A 16,855-nucleotide genomic window follows, 5' to 3' on the forward strand; every position below is an offset into this window, starting at 1 on the left:
GCGGTGCGGCCTGGCCACCGGTACGGGTTGCCTCGCGGCTGCGGCCTCGCTATGACGGCGGCGTCGCGCCGGCTGAACGGCGGGATCGTAAGCGTTCACGAGAATCAACGCGCTATCCCCAGGAGGCTCCGAGCCCCAGGGGCGGCGTGTCCTTATCCCGGACAGGTCGCGGCGCGGCTCGGTCCAGTGAACGGAATTTCCATGATGACATCCGAATTCAGCCGTGCCGGCGGCCGTCGCCGCCTGCGTAAACTGCCGCCGCGTTATGCCGCCCTGGTCATGCCGCTGGTGCTGTCGATCCTGATGACCGCCGTGGTCTCGGCGGTCTCGACGGCGCTCAATCTCGGCCTGTCGGCAGAATTCCCCGGCCGATGGGCCGAAGCCTGGGCGCTGTCCTGGCTGGTGGCCTTCCCGACCTTGCTGATGGTGCTGCCGCTGGTCCGGCGTATCGTCGGCGCGCTGGTCGAGACGCCCCGGCCCTGAGGCGGCCGGCCGCCCGAAACGGCAATGTGGCACCCGGCCGGTGCCGCATTCGCCTCCGCCGCTCGCGGGCCGCGGGTCGCTTGCGGCCGCTCGGACAACGTTCTGACCCGGCTTCGCAAAGCGGCTATAGTGCCCGGGCCGGTTAAGCTCGCGGGAAGCTTTCATGGTCATGCGGACCTGCCCCGGAGGCGGGCGAACCCGGTTCTCTCACGCCCATTCGACGCTCTTTTGACCAAGGAGAACGATGATGGCAGGCAAACCGAATATCGTGCTGGTGCATGGCGCATGGGGTGACGGGTCGCATTGGCGCCACGTCATTCTGCCGCTTCACGCCAAGGGCTATCGCGTCACCGCGGTGCAGAACCCCTTGACCTCGCTCGCCGACGACATCGACCGCACGCGCCGGCTGGCGGCGGCCCAGGATGGCCCGACCTTGCTGGTCGGCCATTCCTATGGCGGCGCGGTCATCAGCGGCGCCGGGCACGGCGCCAATGTCGTCGGCCTGGTCTATGTGGCGGCTTTCGCGCCGGACGAGGGCGACAGTCTCGGCAGCATCTTCGCCAGGCGCGAGCCACCGGCGGGCGCCGCCAATATCCGGCCCGACAAGGACGGCTTCCTGTGGATCGCGGCCGACAAGTTTCGCGACAGCTTCTGCCAGGACCTCGATGAGAACGAGGCCTGGGTGATGGCGCTCTCGCAAAAGCCGATCGCCGGTCGCTGCTTCGAGGACAAGGCCGGCCCGCCGGCGTGGAAGAGCAAGCCGAGCTGGTATCAGGTCTCGACCGAGGACCGCATGATCCCGCCCGAGACCGAGGCGTGGATGGCCAGCCGCATGGGCGCGCGCAAGACGATTTCGCTCAACGCCAGCCACGCATCGCTGGCCTCGCATGCGGCCGAGATCGTCGGACTGATCGAGGAGGCGGCCGGCGCGGTGGCGTGAGCGTTTGGTTCTTGGTGGATAAGTCGAACCGGGCGCAGGCTGCCTGAGCGGCGTCTGTTCACAGGCACGCCAAGGTAGGGCTGTGCCGGTCTTGCCCGTAGTTTGGGCACCTCTTCACCTCTCCCCGGCGGGGAGAGGTCGACCGCGAGCGTAGCGAGTGGTCGGGAGAGGGGGCGAGGCGCTTGACGAGATGTCACCACATGAAACGCGGAACGCCTTGTTCTGAAACTACAAATCCCCCTCTCCCGGCCTCATAGCATCGAGCGAACGCGAGATGCGTTCGCACTCGCTATGCGGCCGACCTCTCCCCGCCGGGGAGAGGTAAAGATTGGTGGTTCCGGCGCGAGATCTCGAAGAATGACGCATTTGGTCTGATCTGAAAGATGTGCGCATCCGGTAGCCCCGCCCGGGAGAGGTGAAGGTAGTGGTGGGCGCGAGACCGATGCGGGACCCGACAATGACGCGTGGTTCTGATCTCGGCCCGTTCACGCGCCCGGGGGCGGCGGCAGGAACACCACCTCGTGCTTGGCCGAGATGGCGACGACCGCTTCCGGCGTCTGTTCGGGCAGCGAATGAATGCCCCAGAACAGGTCGTAGAGCTTGCGGGTCGGGGTGACCCAGAAGAAGCATTTCACGGTCTGGTCGCTCTTGTTGAAGATGCCATGGGCCTGGCCCATCGGCAGCCGGATGACGTCGCCCGCGGTGGCGACGAAATCGCGGCCCTCCAGCACCAGGTCGAGCCGGCCCTCGAGCATGTAGATGAACTCGTCCTGGGTCGGATGGATGTGCGGCGGCACGAAGGTGCCGGGCGGAAAGGTGGCGTGCCAGGACAGCGAGCCCTCGCTCAGCTGTTTCGGCACATAGGTCTGGCCCATGATGTTCCAGACGATCCCGTCGATGCCGGTACCGGCCTTGGTGACCCCTGCGGTCATCGGCTGCATGAATGTTCTCCCCCTGGCAAATGTCCGGAGCGGATCAAAGCCCAAGGCCCGGCCACGGGCAACCGGCGATTGCCGGTATGATTAGCGCGGGCGGGGCCCTGGAGTTTGGTCCGGAGCGGTGACGACCGCCCTTGAAGATGCCGGGCGGGCGCTATCTACTCATTGAAAATGCGGAGCAGAATTCCGCCCGAACGGCGCCAAGACCGTTGCTGCCCGAAGCCGCGCGAGGAGGAAGCGCCCGATGAAGCCCCCAGTGCCGACCAAGACCTGGATTCCGTCCCGCAGGACGCTGCTGACCGGCTCGGCCGGGCTGGTGCTGTCGGGGGCCGCCGCGCCGGCCGTGCTGGCGCAGCCGCGCTTTCCGGCCCGGCCGGTGACGCTGATCGTGCCCTGGACCGCCGGCGGCTCGTCGGATGTGGGTTTCCGGGCTTTGGCGGAAGCGACCCAGAAACATCTCGGCGAACGTATCGTGGTGGAGAACCGTCCAGGAGCGGGCGGCACGCTCGGCCCGGCGCAGATGGCGGCCAATGCCAAGCCCGACGGCTATACCCTGGCGCAAATGCCGATCACCATGTTCCGCCTGCCGCACATGACGCGGGTCAGCTTCAACCCGCTGACCGATTTCAGCTATGTGATCCATGTCGCGGGCTATTGCTTCGGTGTCACGGTGAGGGCCGACAGCCCGCACAAGACCATGCGCGACCTGATCGATTTCGCCCGCGCCAAGCCGGACGAGGTGACCTATGGCACGCCGGGGGCGGGCACCTCGCTGCACATCACCATGATGGACATCGCCAAGCGCGAAAACGTCAAGTGGACCCATGTGCCGTTCCGCGGCGCGGCCGAGACCAACGCGGCGGTGCTGGGCGGCCATGTCACCGCGCAAGCGGATTCGAGCGGCTGGGCGCCGCTGGTCAATGGCGGGCAGCTGCGGCTCCTGTGCACCTGGGGCAAGAGCCGGACGAAATCCTGGCCGAGCGTGCCGACGCTGCAGGAAAGCGGCATCGACATCGTCTCCAACTCGCCCTTTGGCCTCGCCGGCCCGAAGGGCATGGATCCGGGCGTGATCAAGATCCTGCACGACGCCTTCAAGAAGGGCATCGAGGATCCCGATCACCTGCGGGTCATGGCCCAGCTCGACCAGGAGGTCGACTACATGGACACGGCGACCTACCAGGCCTTCGTCGTCAAGACTTTCGACGAGATGAAGGGCCAGGTCGAAGGCCTCAATCTGCGCGGCTGACCGCGGTTTCACATCCAGTCGGAATGGTGGTCACGATGCGCGTTGCCGATCTCGTGGCGGCGGCGGCCTCAGCCGCGCTCGGCGCCCTGCTGGTACGGGAGGGCGTGGATCTCGGCCTCGGCCGGCCGGTCAATCCGGGTTCCGGTTTCATCTTCTGGTGGATCGGCACGCTGCTGATCGCCTGCGGCGCGCTGCTGGCGCTGATCGGTTTGGTCGCGCCGCCGGCCGATCCGATGCCGGCGGGCGAGGGCCGCTGGCGGCTGGCGCTCGGCGCCGCGGCCGCCATGGCGATCTACGCGCTCGCCTTCGAGCCGATCGGTTTCATTCCCTCGACCATCCTGCTGCTGACCGGCCTGTTCGTGGTGGTCGGCGGCTATGCCTGGCCGGTCGCGCTCAGTCTCGGCGGCGCCGCCGCTCTGCTGTCGTGGTTCATCTTCGCCAGGCTCCTGTCGAGCCCTTTGCCGCCGGGCCTGCTCGCCGGCATCCTGCCCGGGAGCTGACACATGGACCTGATCGGCCAGCTCGGAACCGGCTTCCTGGTCGCGCTCGCGCCCGAGAACATGTTCTACTGCCTCGCGGGCGTCGTCATCGGCACATTGGTCGGCGTACTGCCGGGCATCGGCCCGATCGCCGCCATGTCCCTGCTCCTGCCGGCGACGCTGGCGATCCCGCCGACCGCGGCGGTGATCATGCTGGCGGGCATCTATTACGGCTCGATGTATGGCGGGTCGACCACCTCGATCCTGGTGCGTATTCCGGGCGAAGCCGCCTCCGTCGTCACCTGTCTCGACGGCCATGAAATGGCCAGGCAGGGCAGGGCCGGTCCGGCGCTCGCCATCTCCGCCATCGGCTCGTTCATCGCCGGCACCGTGGCGCTGGTCGGTCTGGTGCTGCTGGCGCCGGTCATGGTGACGGCCGCGCTCGCCTTCGGGCCGGCGGAATATTGTGCCCTGATGGTGCTCGGCCTCTGCCTCATCGCCTATCTCTCGCAGGCCTCGGTGCTGAAATCGCTGATCATGGCGGCGATCGGCCTGGTGCTCGGGCTCGTCGGGCTGGATTCGATCACCGGCCTGCCGCGGCTGACCTTCGACCGGCTCGAACTGATCGACGGGGTTGGCCTGGTGCCCGTGGTCATGGGCCTGTTCGGGGTGGCCGAGATCCTGAAGAACCTGGAACAGGGCACCAGCCGCAGCCTGGTCGAGGGCAAGGTGACCGGGCTGATGCCGAAACGGTCCGACTGGCTGGCGAGCCGCTTCGCCATCCTGCGCGGCACGGTGATCGGCTTCGTGCTCGGCATCCTGCCGGGCGGCGGGGCGGTGATCGCCTCCTTCGTCGCCTATGCCGTGGAAAAACGCATCTCGCCGACGCCGGAGCGGTTCGGCCATGGCGCCATCGAAGGCGTCGCCGCGCCCGAGGCCGCCAACAATGCCGCCGCCGGCTCGGCCTTCATCCCGCTCCTGACCTTGGGCATCCCGCCGAACGCCGTGCTGGCGCTGCTGATGGGCGCGCTGATCATCCACAACGTGCCTGTCGGCCCGACCCTGATCAGCCAGCGGCCTGATCTGTTCTGGGGCGTGGTCGCCTCGATGTATGTCGGCAATGTCATGCTGCTCATCCTCAACCTGCCGCTGATCGGCCTGTGGGTGCGCTGCCTGAGCGTGCCCTATGGCATCCTGTTCCCGCTGATCCTGCTGCTCTGCTGTATCGGGGTGTTCTCGGTCTCCGGCCAGATCTTCGACGTCTATGTGATGATCGGCTTCGGAGTGATCGGCTGGGCGGTGGCGCGCTGGGGCTTCGAGCCGGCGCCGCTGGTCCTGGGCTTCGTGCTCGGGCCACTGCTCGAAAACAATCTCCGGAAAGCGCTGATCCTGTCGCGCGGCAGCTGGACGACCTTCCTGGAGCGGCCGATCTCGGCGGTGTTCATCATCGCCTCGGCGGTGGTGCTGACGACCGCGCTGGTGCCCTGGATCAACGCCAAGCGGAAGGAGATGGCGGTCGAAGGCTAGACCGGCTATCGCTCTCTCATCTTTCGACAGGATGCGATCTCATGCTGACTTTCACCCGCCACCAGGGCAGCCGCTTCGACCATATCGCCTTCACCCCGGAAACCCTCGTGATCGCCGGCTGGGCCGGTCGCGACGAGAAGGCGATCCACCATCATATCGAGGAGCTCGCGGCGATCGGCGTGCCGCCGCCGTCTTCGGTGCCGGTGTTCTACCGCGGCGCCAATGCGCTGGTGACCCAGGCGACGCGCGTCGAGGTGCTGGGGCCGGATTCGTCGGGCGAGATCGAGCCGGTGATCGTGTCGCTCGCCGACGGTCTCTGGGTCACGGTCGGCTCCGACCACACCGACCGCAAGGCGGAGACGGTCGGCATCGCCCTGTCCAAGCAGATGTGCGCCAAGCCGGTGGCGACCGTGTTGTGGAAGCTCGACGAGGTCGCGCCGCATTGGGACGAGCTCGTGCTGCGCTCGCATGCGGTCATCGACGGCGCCCGCGTGCTCTACCAGGAGGGCAAGCTTTCGGCGCTGCGGCCGCCGCTCGACCTGATCGTCAAATGGACCGGCCACACCATCCTGCCGCCGGCGACCGTCATGTTCGGCGGCACGCTGGGTGCGATCGGCGGCATCCGGCCGGCCGCGCGCTTCGAAATGGAACTGATCGATCCGGTGCTGAACCGGGCGATCAGCCATGGCTATGACATCGCCGATCTGCCCGTCGTCAGCTGAGACGCATCGGCGCAGGCGCCCGGAACCGGATCGCGCTCAGGCGGTGCGGCCGGTTTCGGCGACGCGGCGGAAGTGGCGCTCCAGCATGATCATCACGCCGAGCGCGCCGAGCGCCGCCCCGAAGGAGATGATCAAGGCCGTGGTGGGGCCTGAGCGGTCGATCATCGCGGCGAAGATCATCGGCGAGATCGCGAAGACGACGTTCTGCGGCAGCGACAGCCAGCCGGTCATGGTGGCATAGGTCTGCCAGCCGAACAGGGCGAGCGGCGCGACATTGCGCACGATCGACATGGCGCCGGCGGCAAGGCCGTAACCGATGACGAAACCGATGGCGATCGCCGGTGAGGCATTGCCGATGACCGGCAGAGCGACGGCAACCGGCATGATCGCCGCCGAGACGACACCGATGGTGAGGATGCCGTGGCGCTTGCCGAAGGTCATTTCGGCAAGCCGCGCCGAGACCTGTGCGGGGCCCATCAGCGCGCCGGCGGCGACCGCGAAGGCCGAGGAATGGCCATAACCCTCGAGAATGCCGATGATATGCAGCGGCATGCCCCAGGAGACGAAGCCGGTCAGCGAAAAGCCGAGCGCCATCAGGATGAAGGCCTTGCGCCGGTCGGCCGGCGTCAAGGCCGGGATCGGCGCCGCGGTCTCGCCGGATGCCACGACATCATGGTTGCGCCCGTTGGAGACGCGCAGGCCGAAGGCGTGGATCGGCAGGCAGATGAGCAATTGCGCGGCGGCGAACAAAAGGCATGTCTCGCGCCAGCCGATGCTGGTGTTGAGCCATGCGGTCAACGGCCAGAACAGCGTCGACGACAGCCCGCCCATGATCATCAAAAGCCCGATCGACTGGCGCGCACGCTGGCGGTCGAGTTGCGCCAGCGCGGCGGTGGCGGCCTGGGTCAGCGACAGCGGCGTGCCGAGCCCGATCAGAACCCAGGCGGCGAGATAGGTGACGAGGTCGGTTGCGCGCGACAGCACCACCAGGGCTGCCGCCATCAGCAGCGATCCCGCGACCAGTGGCCAGTGCGCGCCGTGACGGTCGATGATCCGGCCAAACCGCGGTGCAACCACGGCGCTGACCAGAAGCATCACCGAAATGCCGGCAAAAATGCCTTCGCGGGTCAATCCGAGCTCGGCGCTCAGCGGCGCCGCCATGGTCGAGGGCAGATGATAGGTGGTCCCCCAGCCAAACACCTGGGTGATGGCGAGCAGGCCGGCAATACGGGCGGTAGGAGCTTTCGGCGCGGATGGACTCGGCATGTCCAGAGAAACTGCTTGAGCCGCCGTATGCTCACAACCCTATGAAAAAGCGCGGCTGCCCGGCGTCGCGATGACGGCCGGGCGAGGGCGGGGGAGGCGGCTGGCCACGAGCGGGAACGACTGCCGGCATCACACTCCGTCATCCCCGGCGAGCCCGTGCAGAAGCCTTTGTTTCTGCACGGGTGAAGGAAGGGGATCCAGGGGGTGCAGAGCAGCGTCCGGGACATCGCAAAATCACCGTGACGGGATCACTTGCGCGCCAATTTCATACGCTGAAAGCGCGGCCTGTCGGCCGCTGGATCCCCTTCCTCTCGGCTTCGCCTCGGCCGGGGATGACGTCGAGAATATGCCGGCTGGCGTTCACCTGGTGATCCTCGCCTGGCCTGCACACGGACAGGTCATTTGCCAATCGTCGCCGGGCGTTTTCCTGTTCATCCCGGAGGACAGGCTAATGGATCGCAAAACAGTCGATGCCTATGACCATGCGGCCGGCGATTTCGCCGCCGATTGGCACGCCCAGCCGGTCGGGTCGGACCTGCGGGAGGCGGTCCGGCGGTTCTTTTCGCCCGGGCCGACCGCCGATATCGGCTGCGGCAGCGGCCGCGAGGTCGCCTGGCTCAATGCCGAGGGTTTTCCGGCGGTCGGCTACGACGCTTCGGCCGGGCTCGTCGCCGAGGCGCGCCGGCGCTATCCGGACCTGAGCTTCGCGCAAGCCCTGCTGCCCGAACTCGCCGGCATCGCCGAGGCGCGGTTCGACAACGTGCTGTGCGAAACCGTCATCATGCATCTCGCGCCCGAGGCGATCGCGCCGTCGGTCGCCCGGCTGGCGGCGATCCTGAAGCCCGGCGGCACGCTCTACCTGACCTGGCGAACGACCGAGCTACAGGATCAGCGCGACGGCCATGGCCGGCTCTATGCTTCCTTCGACAAGGCGCTGGTGCTCGGCGCCTTGCGGCCGGCGGCGATCCTGCTCGACGAGGCGGTCGTCAGCGCCTCCTCGGGCAAGCCGATCCACCGCATCGTCGCGCGCAAGGCCATGGCCGCGGTCTGACCAGCGTCCGGTTCCCACGCGCGGGCCATTTGCGCGGGCTGCCGTGTCGATCATCACCGACTGCCTGCTTTTATCGCTTGGCACGATCGGCGGCGCCCGCCCATACTTGACGAAAGCGGCCGGCCCAACGGCTGCGAGGGTGAACGACATCACAGGGGAATTCCATGGCTGAGGATCGATCCCACCAGCGGCTGAGCCGCCGCGCGCTGGTCAAGCTGGGCGCGGCCGGCGGCCTCGCCGCGGCGCTGCCATCGACATTCCTGTGTCCGCAAGCCCTGGCGCAGGGCCGCAAGGTGCTCAACACCATCATCACGCCCGAGCCGCCGATCGTCGTGCCCGGCATCAACAACCAGGGGCCGACGCTGATCGTCGGCGGCAAGCTGTTCGAGGGGCTGCTGTCCTATTCGCCGCGCCTCGGCGCCCGGCCGGCGCTGGCCAAATCCTGGGAGATCAGTTCCGACGACCTGACCTATACGTTCAACCTGCAGACCGGGGTGACCTGGCACGACGGCAAGCCGTTCTCGGCCGACGACGTGGTGTTCAATCTCACCAAGCTGCACCCGGAGGTGAATCCGCGCCTGCGCGCCACCCTCGCCAATATCGAAAGCGCGGTGGCCAAGGATCCGGCGACCGTCGTCATCAAGCTGAAGACGCCGTTCGAGCCGTTCATCCTGAACTTCGACGCGACCACGCTGCCGATGCTGCCCAAGCACCTCTATGACGGCACCGACCTGCGCAACAATCCGGCCAACCAGAACCCGGTCGGAACCGGACCGTTCCGTTTCGGTGAGTGGCAGCGTGGCAATTTCATCCGGCTGGTCAAATTCGACAAATACTGGCAGCCGGGCAAGCCGACGCTCGACGAGATCGTCTATCGCGTCATTCCCGATTCCAACCTGCGCGGGGTGGCGCTGCAGTCGGGCCAGGTGCAGATGGCTGCATTCAACGACATCGAGGCCTTCGACGTGCCGCGCTTCCGCGGCCTGCCCAATCTCGAAGTGGCGATCAACGGCTGGGAGCTGTTCGCGCCCTTGTCCTGGATCGACATCAACAACCGGGTGAAGCCGCTCGACGACCCCAAGGTCCGGCGCGCCATGGCGATGGCGATCGACCGCAACTTCATCCTCAACCGCCTGTGGTTCGGTGTCGGCAAGGCGGCGACCAGCCCGATCTGCTCGACCACCAAGTTCCATGACGCGACCGTCAAGGTACCGGCCTTCAACGTCGCCGAGGCCAACAAGCTGCTGGACGAAGCCGGCCATCCGCGCAAGGCCGACGGCACCCGCTTCGAGCTGCGCTTCATGACGCTGCCCTATGGCGAGATCTGGAACCGGCTCGGCGAATATATCCGCCAGGCCTTCGGCCAGATCGGCGTCAAACTGAATGCGGAAGCCGTGGACGCCGCCACCTGGGCGCGCCGGGTCGGCGAGTGGGATTACGACCTCACCGTCAATTTCGTCTACCAGTGGGGCGACCCGACCATTGGCGTCGAGCGCACCTATGTGTCCTCGAACATCCAGAAGATCACCTTCACCAACACCATGGGTTATTCCAACCCGAAGGTCGACGCCGCCTTCCTGAAGGCGCGCCAATCGGCCAAGGCGGAGGACCGCCAGGCCGCCTTCAGCGAGGTTCAGAAGATTCTGGTCGAGGACATGCCGGTGATCTGGCTCCTGGAGCTGGCCTTCCCGACCATTACCGACAAGCGGCTGAAGAACGTCATCACCTCGGCCACCGGCATTCATGACAATTTCGCCGGCGTGACCCTGGGGTGAGCGGAGTGACGCAATCCCGGATCCGGGTCGTCTGACATGGATGCCTCGCACTTCCTCAGCTTCCTCGCCCAGCGCCTGGTCAAGGCGCTGGGGGTGGTGATCGGCGTGGTCATCCTCGCCTTTTTCCTGGTCAGGCTGGCGCCGGGGGATCCGGCGCTGGTCATCGCCGGCCAGTCGGGGGCGGCCGACGCCCAGTTCCTGGCCCAGCTGCGCGAGCAGTTCGGCCTCGACAAGTCGCTCGGCACCCAGCTCTTCATCTATCTCAAGGGCATAGCGACGCTGGATTTCGGCTATTCGCACCGGGTCCAGCGCACCGTCGGCAGCCTGATCGCCGAGCGGCTGCCGGCGACCATCCTGTTGACCGCCACGGCCTTCGTCTTCGCCGTCTCGGTCGGCGTCACGCTCGGCGTGCTGGCGGCGAGGCGCGTCGGCACCTGGGCCGACAGCCTGATCACCGTGGTCGCGCTGACCTGCTACGCGACGCCGCTTTTCTGGGTCGGCCTGATCTTCATCCTGGTGTTCTCGATCTGGCTGAACTGGCTGCCGGCGATCGGCATGTATTCGATCGGCGAGGATCTGCATGGTCTGGCCTTCGCGCTCGACGTGGCGCAGTACTTGGTGCTGCCCTCGCTGACGCTCGGCCTGTTCTTCATGGCGCTCTATGCCCGGCTGACGCGCGCCTCGATGCTGGAGGTGGCGACCCAGGATTTCGTCCGTACCGCGCGCGCCAAGGGCCTGAAGGAGGGCCCGATCGTGCGCCGGCACATCCTCAGGAACGCGCTTCTGCCGGTGATCGGCTTCGCCGGCGTGCAGGCCGGCACCATTGTCGGCGGCTCGGTGCTGGTCGAAACCGTGTTCGCCTGGCCGGGCGTCGGCCGGCTCGCCTTCGAGGCGCTGCTCGCGCGCGACTACAATCTGCTGCTCGGCGTGTTCATCGTCACCTCGGCCATGGCGGTGGTGATCAACCTGATCACCGATATTGTCTATGCGCTGGTCGATCCGCGTATCGAGGTGGGCGCATGACCGCGTTCTGGAGGCGCTTTTCCAGGAATATCGGCGCGGTGATCGGCGTGGCGATCATGGCCGTGGTGCTCATCCTGGCGCTGTTCGGCCCCTGGATCGCCCCTGGCGATCCCTGGAGCATGGCCGGCGCGCCGGTGTCGCCGCCGCTCGACGAGGGACACCTCCTGGGCACCGACATGCTCGGCCGCGACGTCTGGTCGACGATTGTCCATGGCGCCCGCGTGTCACTCTTGATCGGCGCGGTGTCGACCGCCGCCGCGCTGCTGATCGGCGTCACGCTCGGCGCCTTCGCCGGTTATGCCGGCGGCCTGATCGACGACGTGATCATGCGCTTCACCGAGTTTTTCCAGGCGATCCCGAGCTTCGTGCTGGCGCTCCTGATCGTCGCGATCTTCCAGCCCTCGGTCGCCTCCATCGTACTGGCGGTGGCGATCGTCTCCTGGCCGCCGGTGGCGCGCGTGGTGCGCGGCGAATTCCTGTCGCTGCGCTCGCGCGAATTCGTCCAGGCCGCCGTCGTGCTCGGGCAGGGCACCTGGACCATCGTGTTCCGCCAGATCCTGCCCAATGCGCTGTCGCCGATCGTCGTGCTCGCCTCCTTCATGGTGGCGACCGCCATCCTGCTCGAAGCCGCGCTGTCGTTCCTGGGGCTCGGCGATCCCAATGTGATGAGCTGGGGCTTCATGATCGGCTCGGGGCGCTCGACCATCCAGCTCGCCTGGTGGACCAGCGTGTTTCCCGGCATCGCGCTGTTCCTCACTGTGCTCGCCCTCAACCTGATCGGGGAGGGGCTGTCGGATGCCCTCAACCCGCGCCTGCATGACCGAGGTAGCGAATGACCGGGCCGCTGCTCTCGGTGAAAAACCTCACCGTCGCGCTGCCGCCGGGCGGCGACCGGCCGGAGGCGATCTCGGACGTCTCGTTCGATCTCTCACCCGGCGAGGTCCTGTGCATCGTCGGCGAATCCGGCTCGGGCAAATCGATCGCCGCCTCGACCATCATGGGGCTCCTGCCGAAGCGCCTGCCGGTGACCTCGGGCTCGGTGACCTTCGAGGGGGAGGACATTCTGGGGCTGAGCGCCGAGGCCAAGCGCTCGCTGCGCGGCCGGCGCGTCGCCATGATCTTCCAGGAGCCGATGACCGCGCTCAACCCGATCATGCCGATCGGCAAGCAGATCGCCGAGGTGATGGAAGCCCATGACGTCGGCGACGGCGCCTCGCGCAGGGTCAGGGCGCTGGAGCTGCTGGCCAGCGTCGGCATTCCCGATCCGGCCCGCACCATCGACGCCTATCCCTTCCGCCTCTCCGGCGGCCAGCGCCAGCGTGTGATGATCGCCATGGCGCTGGCGCTCGAACCGGCCGTGCTGATCGCCGACGAGCCGACCACCGCGCTCGACGTCACCACCCAGGCGCAGATCCTCCGGCTGATCCGCGACCTGCAGGCGACCAAGGGCACCGGCGTGCTGTTCATCACCCATGATTTCGGCGTGGTCGCCGATATCGCCGATCGCGTCGCCGTGATGAGCAAGGGGCGGATCGTCGAGATCGGCACCCGCGACGAAGTGCTGAACACGCCGCGCCATCCCTATACCCAGCGGCTGATCGCCGCCGTGCCGCATTTCGCGGCGGTCTCGCGCGTCACGGTGACAACGGCGCCGCTGCTCGACATTCGCGACGTCTCGAAAGTGTTCCACCGCGGCGGTTTCCTGGTTCGGCGCAGCGAGGTGCGGGCGGTCAATGACGCGTCCCTGGTGGTCGCGCGCGGCGAGACCGTCGGCCTGGTCGGCGAATCGGGTTCGGGCAAGTCGACCTTGGCGCGCTGCGTGGTCCGGCTCTACGACCCCACGGCCGGTGCCATCCTGTTCGACGGCGTCGATATCGCGCCCTTGGCCAAGGCCGCGATGAAGCCGCTGCGCAAGAAGATCCAGATGGTGTTCCAGGATCCTTTCGCCTCGCTCAATCCGCGGCGGCGGGTCGGCGAGATCATCGCCGAGGGGCCGGTGACCCATGGCGTCGCCAAGAGCGTCGCGCTGGAGCGGGCGCGCGAGCTGCTGGCGCTCGTCGGCCTCGATGCCGGCGCCATCGACCGTTTTCCCCATGAATTTTCCGGCGGCCAGCGTCAGCGCATCGGGCTGGCGCGAGCGCTGGCGCTCGATCCCGAACTCCTGGTGGCGGACGAGCCGGTCTCGGCGCTCGACGTCTCGGTGCAGGCCCAGGTGCTCGACCTGATCGCCGACCTCAAGGCCCGCCTCGGCCTCACCATGCTGTTCATCACCCATGACCTGCGCATCGCGGCGCAGATCTGCGACCGGATCGCCGTGATGAAACGGGGCGAGATCGTTGAGCTCGGTCCGACCCGCGAGGTGTTCGAAACCCCGCGCCACGCCTATACGAGGGAGCTTCTCGCGGCCATTCCCGGCCGGGCCTGGGAGGCGACGCGCGGCGCTCCGGCCTGACCAGCCCGCGCCGTCGCGCAGGTGTCTTAGCGAAGCGTTTTGCGCCGGCCGGGAATGACCCGGCATGGTGCAAAAGATTGTTAAGCCGCATCGTGCAATCTCCGATTGTGGGGGGGCGGCGATATGCAGGCGAAAGCGCTATTCTGGGGCCTGGACGGCCGCATCGGCAGGCAAACCTATTGGCTGGCCATGCTGGGGCTTTTCGTGTTCGGCCTGGTCACCGGACCGCTGCAGACGCTGCTCTTCAAGCTGCTGGAGGCGGCGCAGCAATGGCTTCTGGCGCGCAACAGCTTCGAGGTGGCGGTTCAGGCCCGCAAGATCACCGAAGGCGACAGTGAGACGACCGGCGCATTCCGGGACGGCATCATCGCCCATGTGCTTCAAAGCGCCGGTCTCGGCGCCCTGTGGTCGGTGCTGTTCATCGGACTGGCGCTGCTTACCATCCGCTCGGCGCTCGCGGTGGTGGGCAAGCGTGTTGTCGATGCCGGGCATCCGAAGGCCGTGGCCTGGGCGATCTTCGGCCTGCTGATCCTGTCCTCCATGCTGAACCTGCAGGCCTTGCCCTGGCTCGGACCGGCATTTCACGTGCTGTTTCTCGCAAGCCTGGTGGTGATCGGCCTCTTGCCCACGGCCGGGGGTGGGGCGCGATTCGAGCGTGGCGCCTTCGACGCGTCCGACCGGCCGCGCCGGAACACCGCCGGTTCCGCCGTCATCCCACGGAAGACCTTCGGCCTGCGTTGAGACGTCGGCGCGGGTGGCTTGGGCGGAGCGGCGCATGCTCTCGGACTGTGCGTCGCGCCGGCCTGCCTCTTGATCCCAGGCGCGGAATGTGGTCACTCCCTTGCCGACGCGGGTATAGCTCAGTGGTAGAGCAGCAGCCTTCCAAGCTGAATATGCGGGTTCGATTCCCGCTACCCGCTCCAACATCCTTCATCCGCGGGCATGAACCGCCGAGCGCGCGGCGGCTCGGCCCGTCGCCTGCGATCATCCCCGCAGCAGGGGTCTGGCGCTGAAGCAGATGACGGCCACCGTGAGGCCGGCGAAATAGAGCCGCGCCGCCAGTTCGAGGCCGGGCGCGGTCAGATGGACGGCCGATAGCAGGAAGCCCGCGACACTGGCCACGGCGCCGATGGTGCCGATCAATCCCGCGATTTTTGCCGCGACATGGCGCATGGCAAGGCTCCGGCGCCCATTCAACGCCAATTTGGCCGCCGAGTCATCCGCGTTGCCCATTGCCGTACCGCAACGGCGCAACAGGGGCGCTCGTGGACCGTCGCCATCGGAACGCGCGTTCCAGCATCCGCCGCGTCGTTCGATTCGCATGGCGATGCCGCCGCCCCGGCAAGGCTGTGCGCAAGCCAACGCACCTCCTTGCGATCTCCGTGAGAGCTATTGCATCCTTCGCGTGCAACGGGGGGGTGGTATGCGTATTCAGGGTATTTTCATTGCGGCATTGGGGATGATGCTGGCGGCCTGCGTTTCGGCGCCGCCGCCGGCGCTTTCGGTCGCCGAGCTCAACACCTATCGGGTCGCGGCCATCCATGTGACGCTGGCACCCGGCGTCAGCGGCAAGACGACGAGCCTGGAGGCGGCTTTCGCGCGTTCCAAGGGCATTGAACCGGTGGGGCATGCGGATCGCCCGGAAAGCGTGGTTCCGGCCGCGGCGCGCTCCGGCGGCGCTGATTACTTCGCCATCGCCAATTCGGCGGAAGCACTGGCCTATTACGACCACGCGACGCGCCAGGCCTTGCAGGCGGCGCTGCAGCAGGAGCTCGGCGGCGCCTTGCTCGGGGCGAGGCCGGCGCGTCTGGACATGCATGTCACGCGCCTCGTCCTGCCGAACGAAGCCATGCGAATCCTGGTGTCCCAGCACCATGTCCTGGTCGCCACCGTGACGCTGAAGGATGCGACCAGCGGGGCGACGCTCGCCGCCTATCCCGAGCTCACCGCGGTGATCGACGGTGGTGGCGGGCTGGTCGGGACTTTCCTGGTGCCGGCGCTCGCCGGCGAGCCCGCGGCGCGGCTTGGATCATCCGCCGCCAAGACTTACCGGAACTGGCTCTTGCGGAACTGACGAAATCCCACTATCCCCACGCCCCGAGATGTGGTCGTTCCGGCCGCAGGTTCCAATTCGATCCGTCGAGAGGCGTTCCATGGCCAAGGAAAAGTTCGCACGCAACAAGCCGCACTGCAACATCGGCACGATTGGTCACGTCGACCATGGCAAGACCTCGCTGACCGCGGCGATCACCAAGGTTCTGGCCGAGTCCGGTGGCGCGACGTTCACGGCCTATGACCAGATCGACAAGGCGCCGGAAGAGAAGGCGCGTGGCATCACGATCTCGACGGCTCACGTCGAATACGAGACGAAGAACCGCCACTACGCTCATGTCGACTGCCCCGGCCACGCCGATTATGTGAAGAACATGATCACGGGCGCGGCCCAGATGGACGGCGCGATCCTGGTGGTTTCGGCCGCCGACGGCCCGATGCCGCAGACCCGCGAGCACATCCTGCTCGCCCGTCAGGTCGGCGTTCCCGCTCTGGTGGTGTTCCTGAACAAGGTCGACATGGTCGACGACGCCGAGCTCCTGGAGCTGGTCGAACTCGAGGTGCGCGAGCTCCTGTCGAAGTACGACTTCCCGGGCGACGACATTCCGATCACCAAGGGTTCGGCGCTGTGCGCGCTGGAGAACCGCGAGCCGGCGATCGGCCATGACGCCGTGCTGGCGCTGATGGAAACCGTCGACTCCTACATCCCGCAGCCGGAGCGTCCGATCGACCTGCCGTTCCTGATGCCGATCGAAGACGTGTTCTCGATCTCGGGCCGCGGCACGGTGGTCACCGGCCGCGTCGAGCGCGGCATCGTCAAGGTTGGCGAGGAAGTCGAAATCGTCGGCATCAAGGACACCACCAAGACCACGGTGACCGGTGTCGAAATGTTCCGCAAGCT

At 67.1% G+C, this 16,855-nt stretch carries 17 protein-coding genes and 1 tRNA gene; 15 read left to right on the top strand and 3 right to left on the bottom strand.

Features of this window, described 5'->3' with window-relative positions; all coding sequences use genetic code 11:
- Nucleotides 1–201 precede the first annotated feature (201 nt).
- Entirely contained in the window at nucleotides 202–483 is a 282-nt protein-coding gene (locus AC07WJ_RS35705; protein ID WP_494939495.1) for a DUF2798 domain-containing protein, read from the top strand.
- A 247-nt stretch (nucleotides 484–730) separates the two neighbouring features.
- The gene (locus AC07WJ_RS35710) at nucleotides 731–1,423 is read left to right on the top strand and encodes an alpha/beta hydrolase (protein ID WP_494939496.1); all 693 of its coding nucleotides are present in this window, start codon (nucleotides 731–733) and stop codon (nucleotides 1,421–1,423) included.
- Between the two features lie 485 nt (nucleotides 1,424–1,908).
- Here AC07WJ_RS35710 and AC07WJ_RS35715 read toward each other — a convergent pair whose 3' ends face one another.
- Nucleotides 1,909–2,364: a cupin domain-containing protein gene (locus AC07WJ_RS35715; protein WP_494939497.1), complete on the bottom strand. Its 456-nt coding sequence runs from the start codon at nucleotides 2,362–2,364 to the stop codon at nucleotides 1,909–1,911.
- A gap of 241 nt (nucleotides 2,365–2,605) precedes the next feature.
- Between AC07WJ_RS35715 and AC07WJ_RS35720 the strand changes: the two genes are divergently transcribed.
- From AC07WJ_RS35720 to AC07WJ_RS35735, 4 genes are read left to right on the top strand one after another with little or no spacing between them, the layout of a single operon-like run.
- A complete protein-coding gene (locus AC07WJ_RS35720) occupies nucleotides 2,606–3,607 on the top strand; it encodes a Bug family tripartite tricarboxylate transporter substrate binding protein (RefSeq protein WP_494939498.1) in 1,002 nt (333 codons plus the stop codon).
- Between the two features lie 35 nt (nucleotides 3,608–3,642).
- Nucleotides 3,643–4,107 (top strand): tripartite tricarboxylate transporter TctB family protein, encoded by a 465-nt coding sequence (locus AC07WJ_RS35725; RefSeq protein WP_494939499.1) that lies wholly within the window; start codon nucleotides 3,643–3,645, stop codon nucleotides 4,105–4,107.
- A 3-nt stretch (nucleotides 4,108–4,110) separates the two neighbouring features.
- Nucleotides 4,111–5,613, top strand: a complete 1,503-nt coding sequence (locus tag AC07WJ_RS35730) for a tripartite tricarboxylate transporter permease (protein ID WP_494939500.1) — start codon at nucleotides 4,111–4,113, stop codon at nucleotides 5,611–5,613.
- Between the two features lie 41 nt (nucleotides 5,614–5,654).
- Nucleotides 5,655–6,335, top strand: a complete 681-nt coding sequence (locus AC07WJ_RS35735; protein ID WP_494939501.1) for a DUF2848 domain-containing protein — start codon at nucleotides 5,655–5,657, stop codon at nucleotides 6,333–6,335.
- 36 nt (nucleotides 6,336–6,371) lie between these two features.
- Here the strand turns inward: AC07WJ_RS35735 and AC07WJ_RS35740 are convergent, their stop codons facing one another.
- Nucleotides 6,372–7,601: an MFS transporter gene (locus AC07WJ_RS35740; RefSeq protein WP_494939502.1), complete on the bottom strand. Its 1,230-nt coding sequence runs from the start codon at nucleotides 7,599–7,601 to the stop codon at nucleotides 6,372–6,374.
- A gap of 451 nt (nucleotides 7,602–8,052) precedes the next feature.
- On the opposite strand from AC07WJ_RS35740, the gene AC07WJ_RS35745 reads away from it, so the two are divergent.
- From AC07WJ_RS35745 to AC07WJ_RS35775, 7 genes are all read left to right on the top strand, one after another.
- Nucleotides 8,053–8,652, top strand: coding sequence for a class I SAM-dependent methyltransferase (locus AC07WJ_RS35745; RefSeq protein ID WP_494939503.1), 600 nt, complete (start codon nucleotides 8,053–8,055; stop codon nucleotides 8,650–8,652).
- A gap of 164 nt (nucleotides 8,653–8,816) precedes the next feature.
- Complete coding sequence (locus tag AC07WJ_RS35750) at nucleotides 8,817–10,427, top strand: ABC transporter substrate-binding protein (RefSeq protein ID WP_494939504.1); 1,611 nt, start codon at nucleotides 8,817–8,819, stop codon at nucleotides 10,425–10,427.
- A 36-nt stretch (nucleotides 10,428–10,463) separates the two neighbouring features.
- Nucleotides 10,464–11,450 carry an ABC transporter permease gene (locus AC07WJ_RS35755; protein ID WP_494939505.1) on the top strand — a complete coding sequence of 329 codons (987 nt, stop codon included), beginning with the start codon at nucleotides 10,464–10,466 and terminating at the stop codon, nucleotides 11,448–11,450.
- Complete coding sequence (locus tag AC07WJ_RS35760; protein ID WP_494939506.1) at nucleotides 11,447–12,286, top strand: ABC transporter permease; 840 nt, start codon at nucleotides 11,447–11,449, stop codon at nucleotides 12,284–12,286. Before AC07WJ_RS35755 ends, AC07WJ_RS35760 begins: the two co-directional genes overlap by 4 nt.
- Nucleotides 12,283–13,902 carry an ABC transporter ATP-binding protein gene (locus AC07WJ_RS35765; protein WP_494939507.1) on the top strand — a complete coding sequence of 540 codons (1,620 nt, stop codon included), beginning with the start codon at nucleotides 12,283–12,285 and terminating at the stop codon, nucleotides 13,900–13,902. The genes AC07WJ_RS35760 and AC07WJ_RS35765 overlap by 4 nt, the downstream gene beginning before the upstream one ends.
- A gap of 123 nt (nucleotides 13,903–14,025) precedes the next feature.
- Nucleotides 14,026–14,643 carry a hypothetical protein gene (locus AC07WJ_RS35770; protein ID WP_494939508.1) on the top strand — a complete coding sequence of 206 codons (618 nt, stop codon included), beginning with the start codon at nucleotides 14,026–14,028 and terminating at the stop codon, nucleotides 14,641–14,643.
- Between the two features lie 108 nt (nucleotides 14,644–14,751).
- Nucleotides 14,752–14,825, top strand: a tRNA-Gly gene (locus AC07WJ_RS35775).
- A gap of 61 nt (nucleotides 14,826–14,886) precedes the next feature.
- Here AC07WJ_RS35775 and AC07WJ_RS35780 read toward each other — a convergent pair.
- A complete protein-coding gene (locus AC07WJ_RS35780; protein WP_494939509.1) occupies nucleotides 14,887–15,075 on the bottom strand; it encodes a hypothetical protein in 189 nt (62 codons plus the stop codon).
- 250 nt (nucleotides 15,076–15,325) lie between these two features.
- Between AC07WJ_RS35780 and AC07WJ_RS35785 the strand changes: the two genes are divergently transcribed.
- Both AC07WJ_RS35785 and AC07WJ_RS35790 read left to right on the top strand, forming a co-directional pair.
- Entirely contained in the window at nucleotides 15,326–15,976 is a 651-nt protein-coding gene (locus AC07WJ_RS35785) for a hypothetical protein (RefSeq protein WP_494939510.1), read from the top strand.
- Nucleotides 15,977–16,055: 79 nt separating this feature from the next.
- Nucleotides 16,056–16,855: elongation factor Tu (locus tag AC07WJ_RS35790; RefSeq protein ID WP_494939511.1), on the top strand; the 800-nt coding region annotated here is incomplete at its 3' end.

Source organism: Phreatobacter sp. GW821-FHT04C01, from assembly GCF_059420385.1.

Excerpts from the sequence above, each read along its gene's own strand:
- AC07WJ_RS35730 (WP_494939500.1), top strand. The coding sequence starts at position 4,111 with ATGGACCTGATCGGCCAGCTCGGAACCGGCTTCCTGGTCGCGCTCGCG.
- AC07WJ_RS35770 (WP_494939508.1), top strand. The coding sequence starts at position 14,026 with ATGCAGGCGAAAGCGCTATTCTGGGGCCTGGACGGCCGCATCGGCAGG.
- AC07WJ_RS35755 (WP_494939505.1), top strand. The coding sequence starts at position 10,464 with ATGGATGCCTCGCACTTCCTCAGCTTCCTCGCCCAGCGCCTGGTCAAG.
- AC07WJ_RS35765 (WP_494939507.1), top strand. The coding sequence starts at position 12,283 with ATGACCGGGCCGCTGCTCTCGGTGAAAAACCTCACCGTCGCGCTGCCG.
- AC07WJ_RS35785 (WP_494939510.1), top strand. The coding sequence starts at position 15,326 with ATGCGTATTCAGGGTATTTTCATTGCGGCATTGGGGATGATGCTGGCG.
- AC07WJ_RS35750 (WP_494939504.1), top strand. The coding sequence starts at position 8,817 with ATGGCTGAGGATCGATCCCACCAGCGGCTGAGCCGCCGCGCGCTGGTC.
- AC07WJ_RS35780 (WP_494939509.1), bottom strand. The coding sequence starts at position 15,075 with ATGCGCCATGTCGCGGCAAAAATCGCGGGATTGATCGGCACCATCGGC.
- AC07WJ_RS35715 (WP_494939497.1), bottom strand. The coding sequence starts at position 2,364 with ATGCAGCCGATGACCGCAGGGGTCACCAAGGCCGGTACCGGCATCGAC.
- AC07WJ_RS35710 (WP_494939496.1), top strand. The coding sequence starts at position 731 with ATGGCAGGCAAACCGAATATCGTGCTGGTGCATGGCGCATGGGGTGAC.
- AC07WJ_RS35745 (WP_494939503.1), top strand. The coding sequence starts at position 8,053 with ATGGATCGCAAAACAGTCGATGCCTATGACCATGCGGCCGGCGATTTC.
- AC07WJ_RS35720 (WP_494939498.1), top strand. The coding sequence starts at position 2,606 with ATGAAGCCCCCAGTGCCGACCAAGACCTGGATTCCGTCCCGCAGGACG.
- AC07WJ_RS35705 (WP_494939495.1), top strand. The coding sequence starts at position 202 with ATGATGACATCCGAATTCAGCCGTGCCGGCGGCCGTCGCCGCCTGCGT.
- AC07WJ_RS35740 (WP_494939502.1), bottom strand. The coding sequence starts at position 7,601 with ATGCCGAGTCCATCCGCGCCGAAAGCTCCTACCGCCCGTATTGCCGGC.
- AC07WJ_RS35725 (WP_494939499.1), top strand. The coding sequence starts at position 3,643 with ATGCGCGTTGCCGATCTCGTGGCGGCGGCGGCCTCAGCCGCGCTCGGC.
- AC07WJ_RS35760 (WP_494939506.1), top strand. The coding sequence starts at position 11,447 with ATGACCGCGTTCTGGAGGCGCTTTTCCAGGAATATCGGCGCGGTGATC.
- AC07WJ_RS35735 (WP_494939501.1), top strand. The coding sequence starts at position 5,655 with ATGCTGACTTTCACCCGCCACCAGGGCAGCCGCTTCGACCATATCGCC.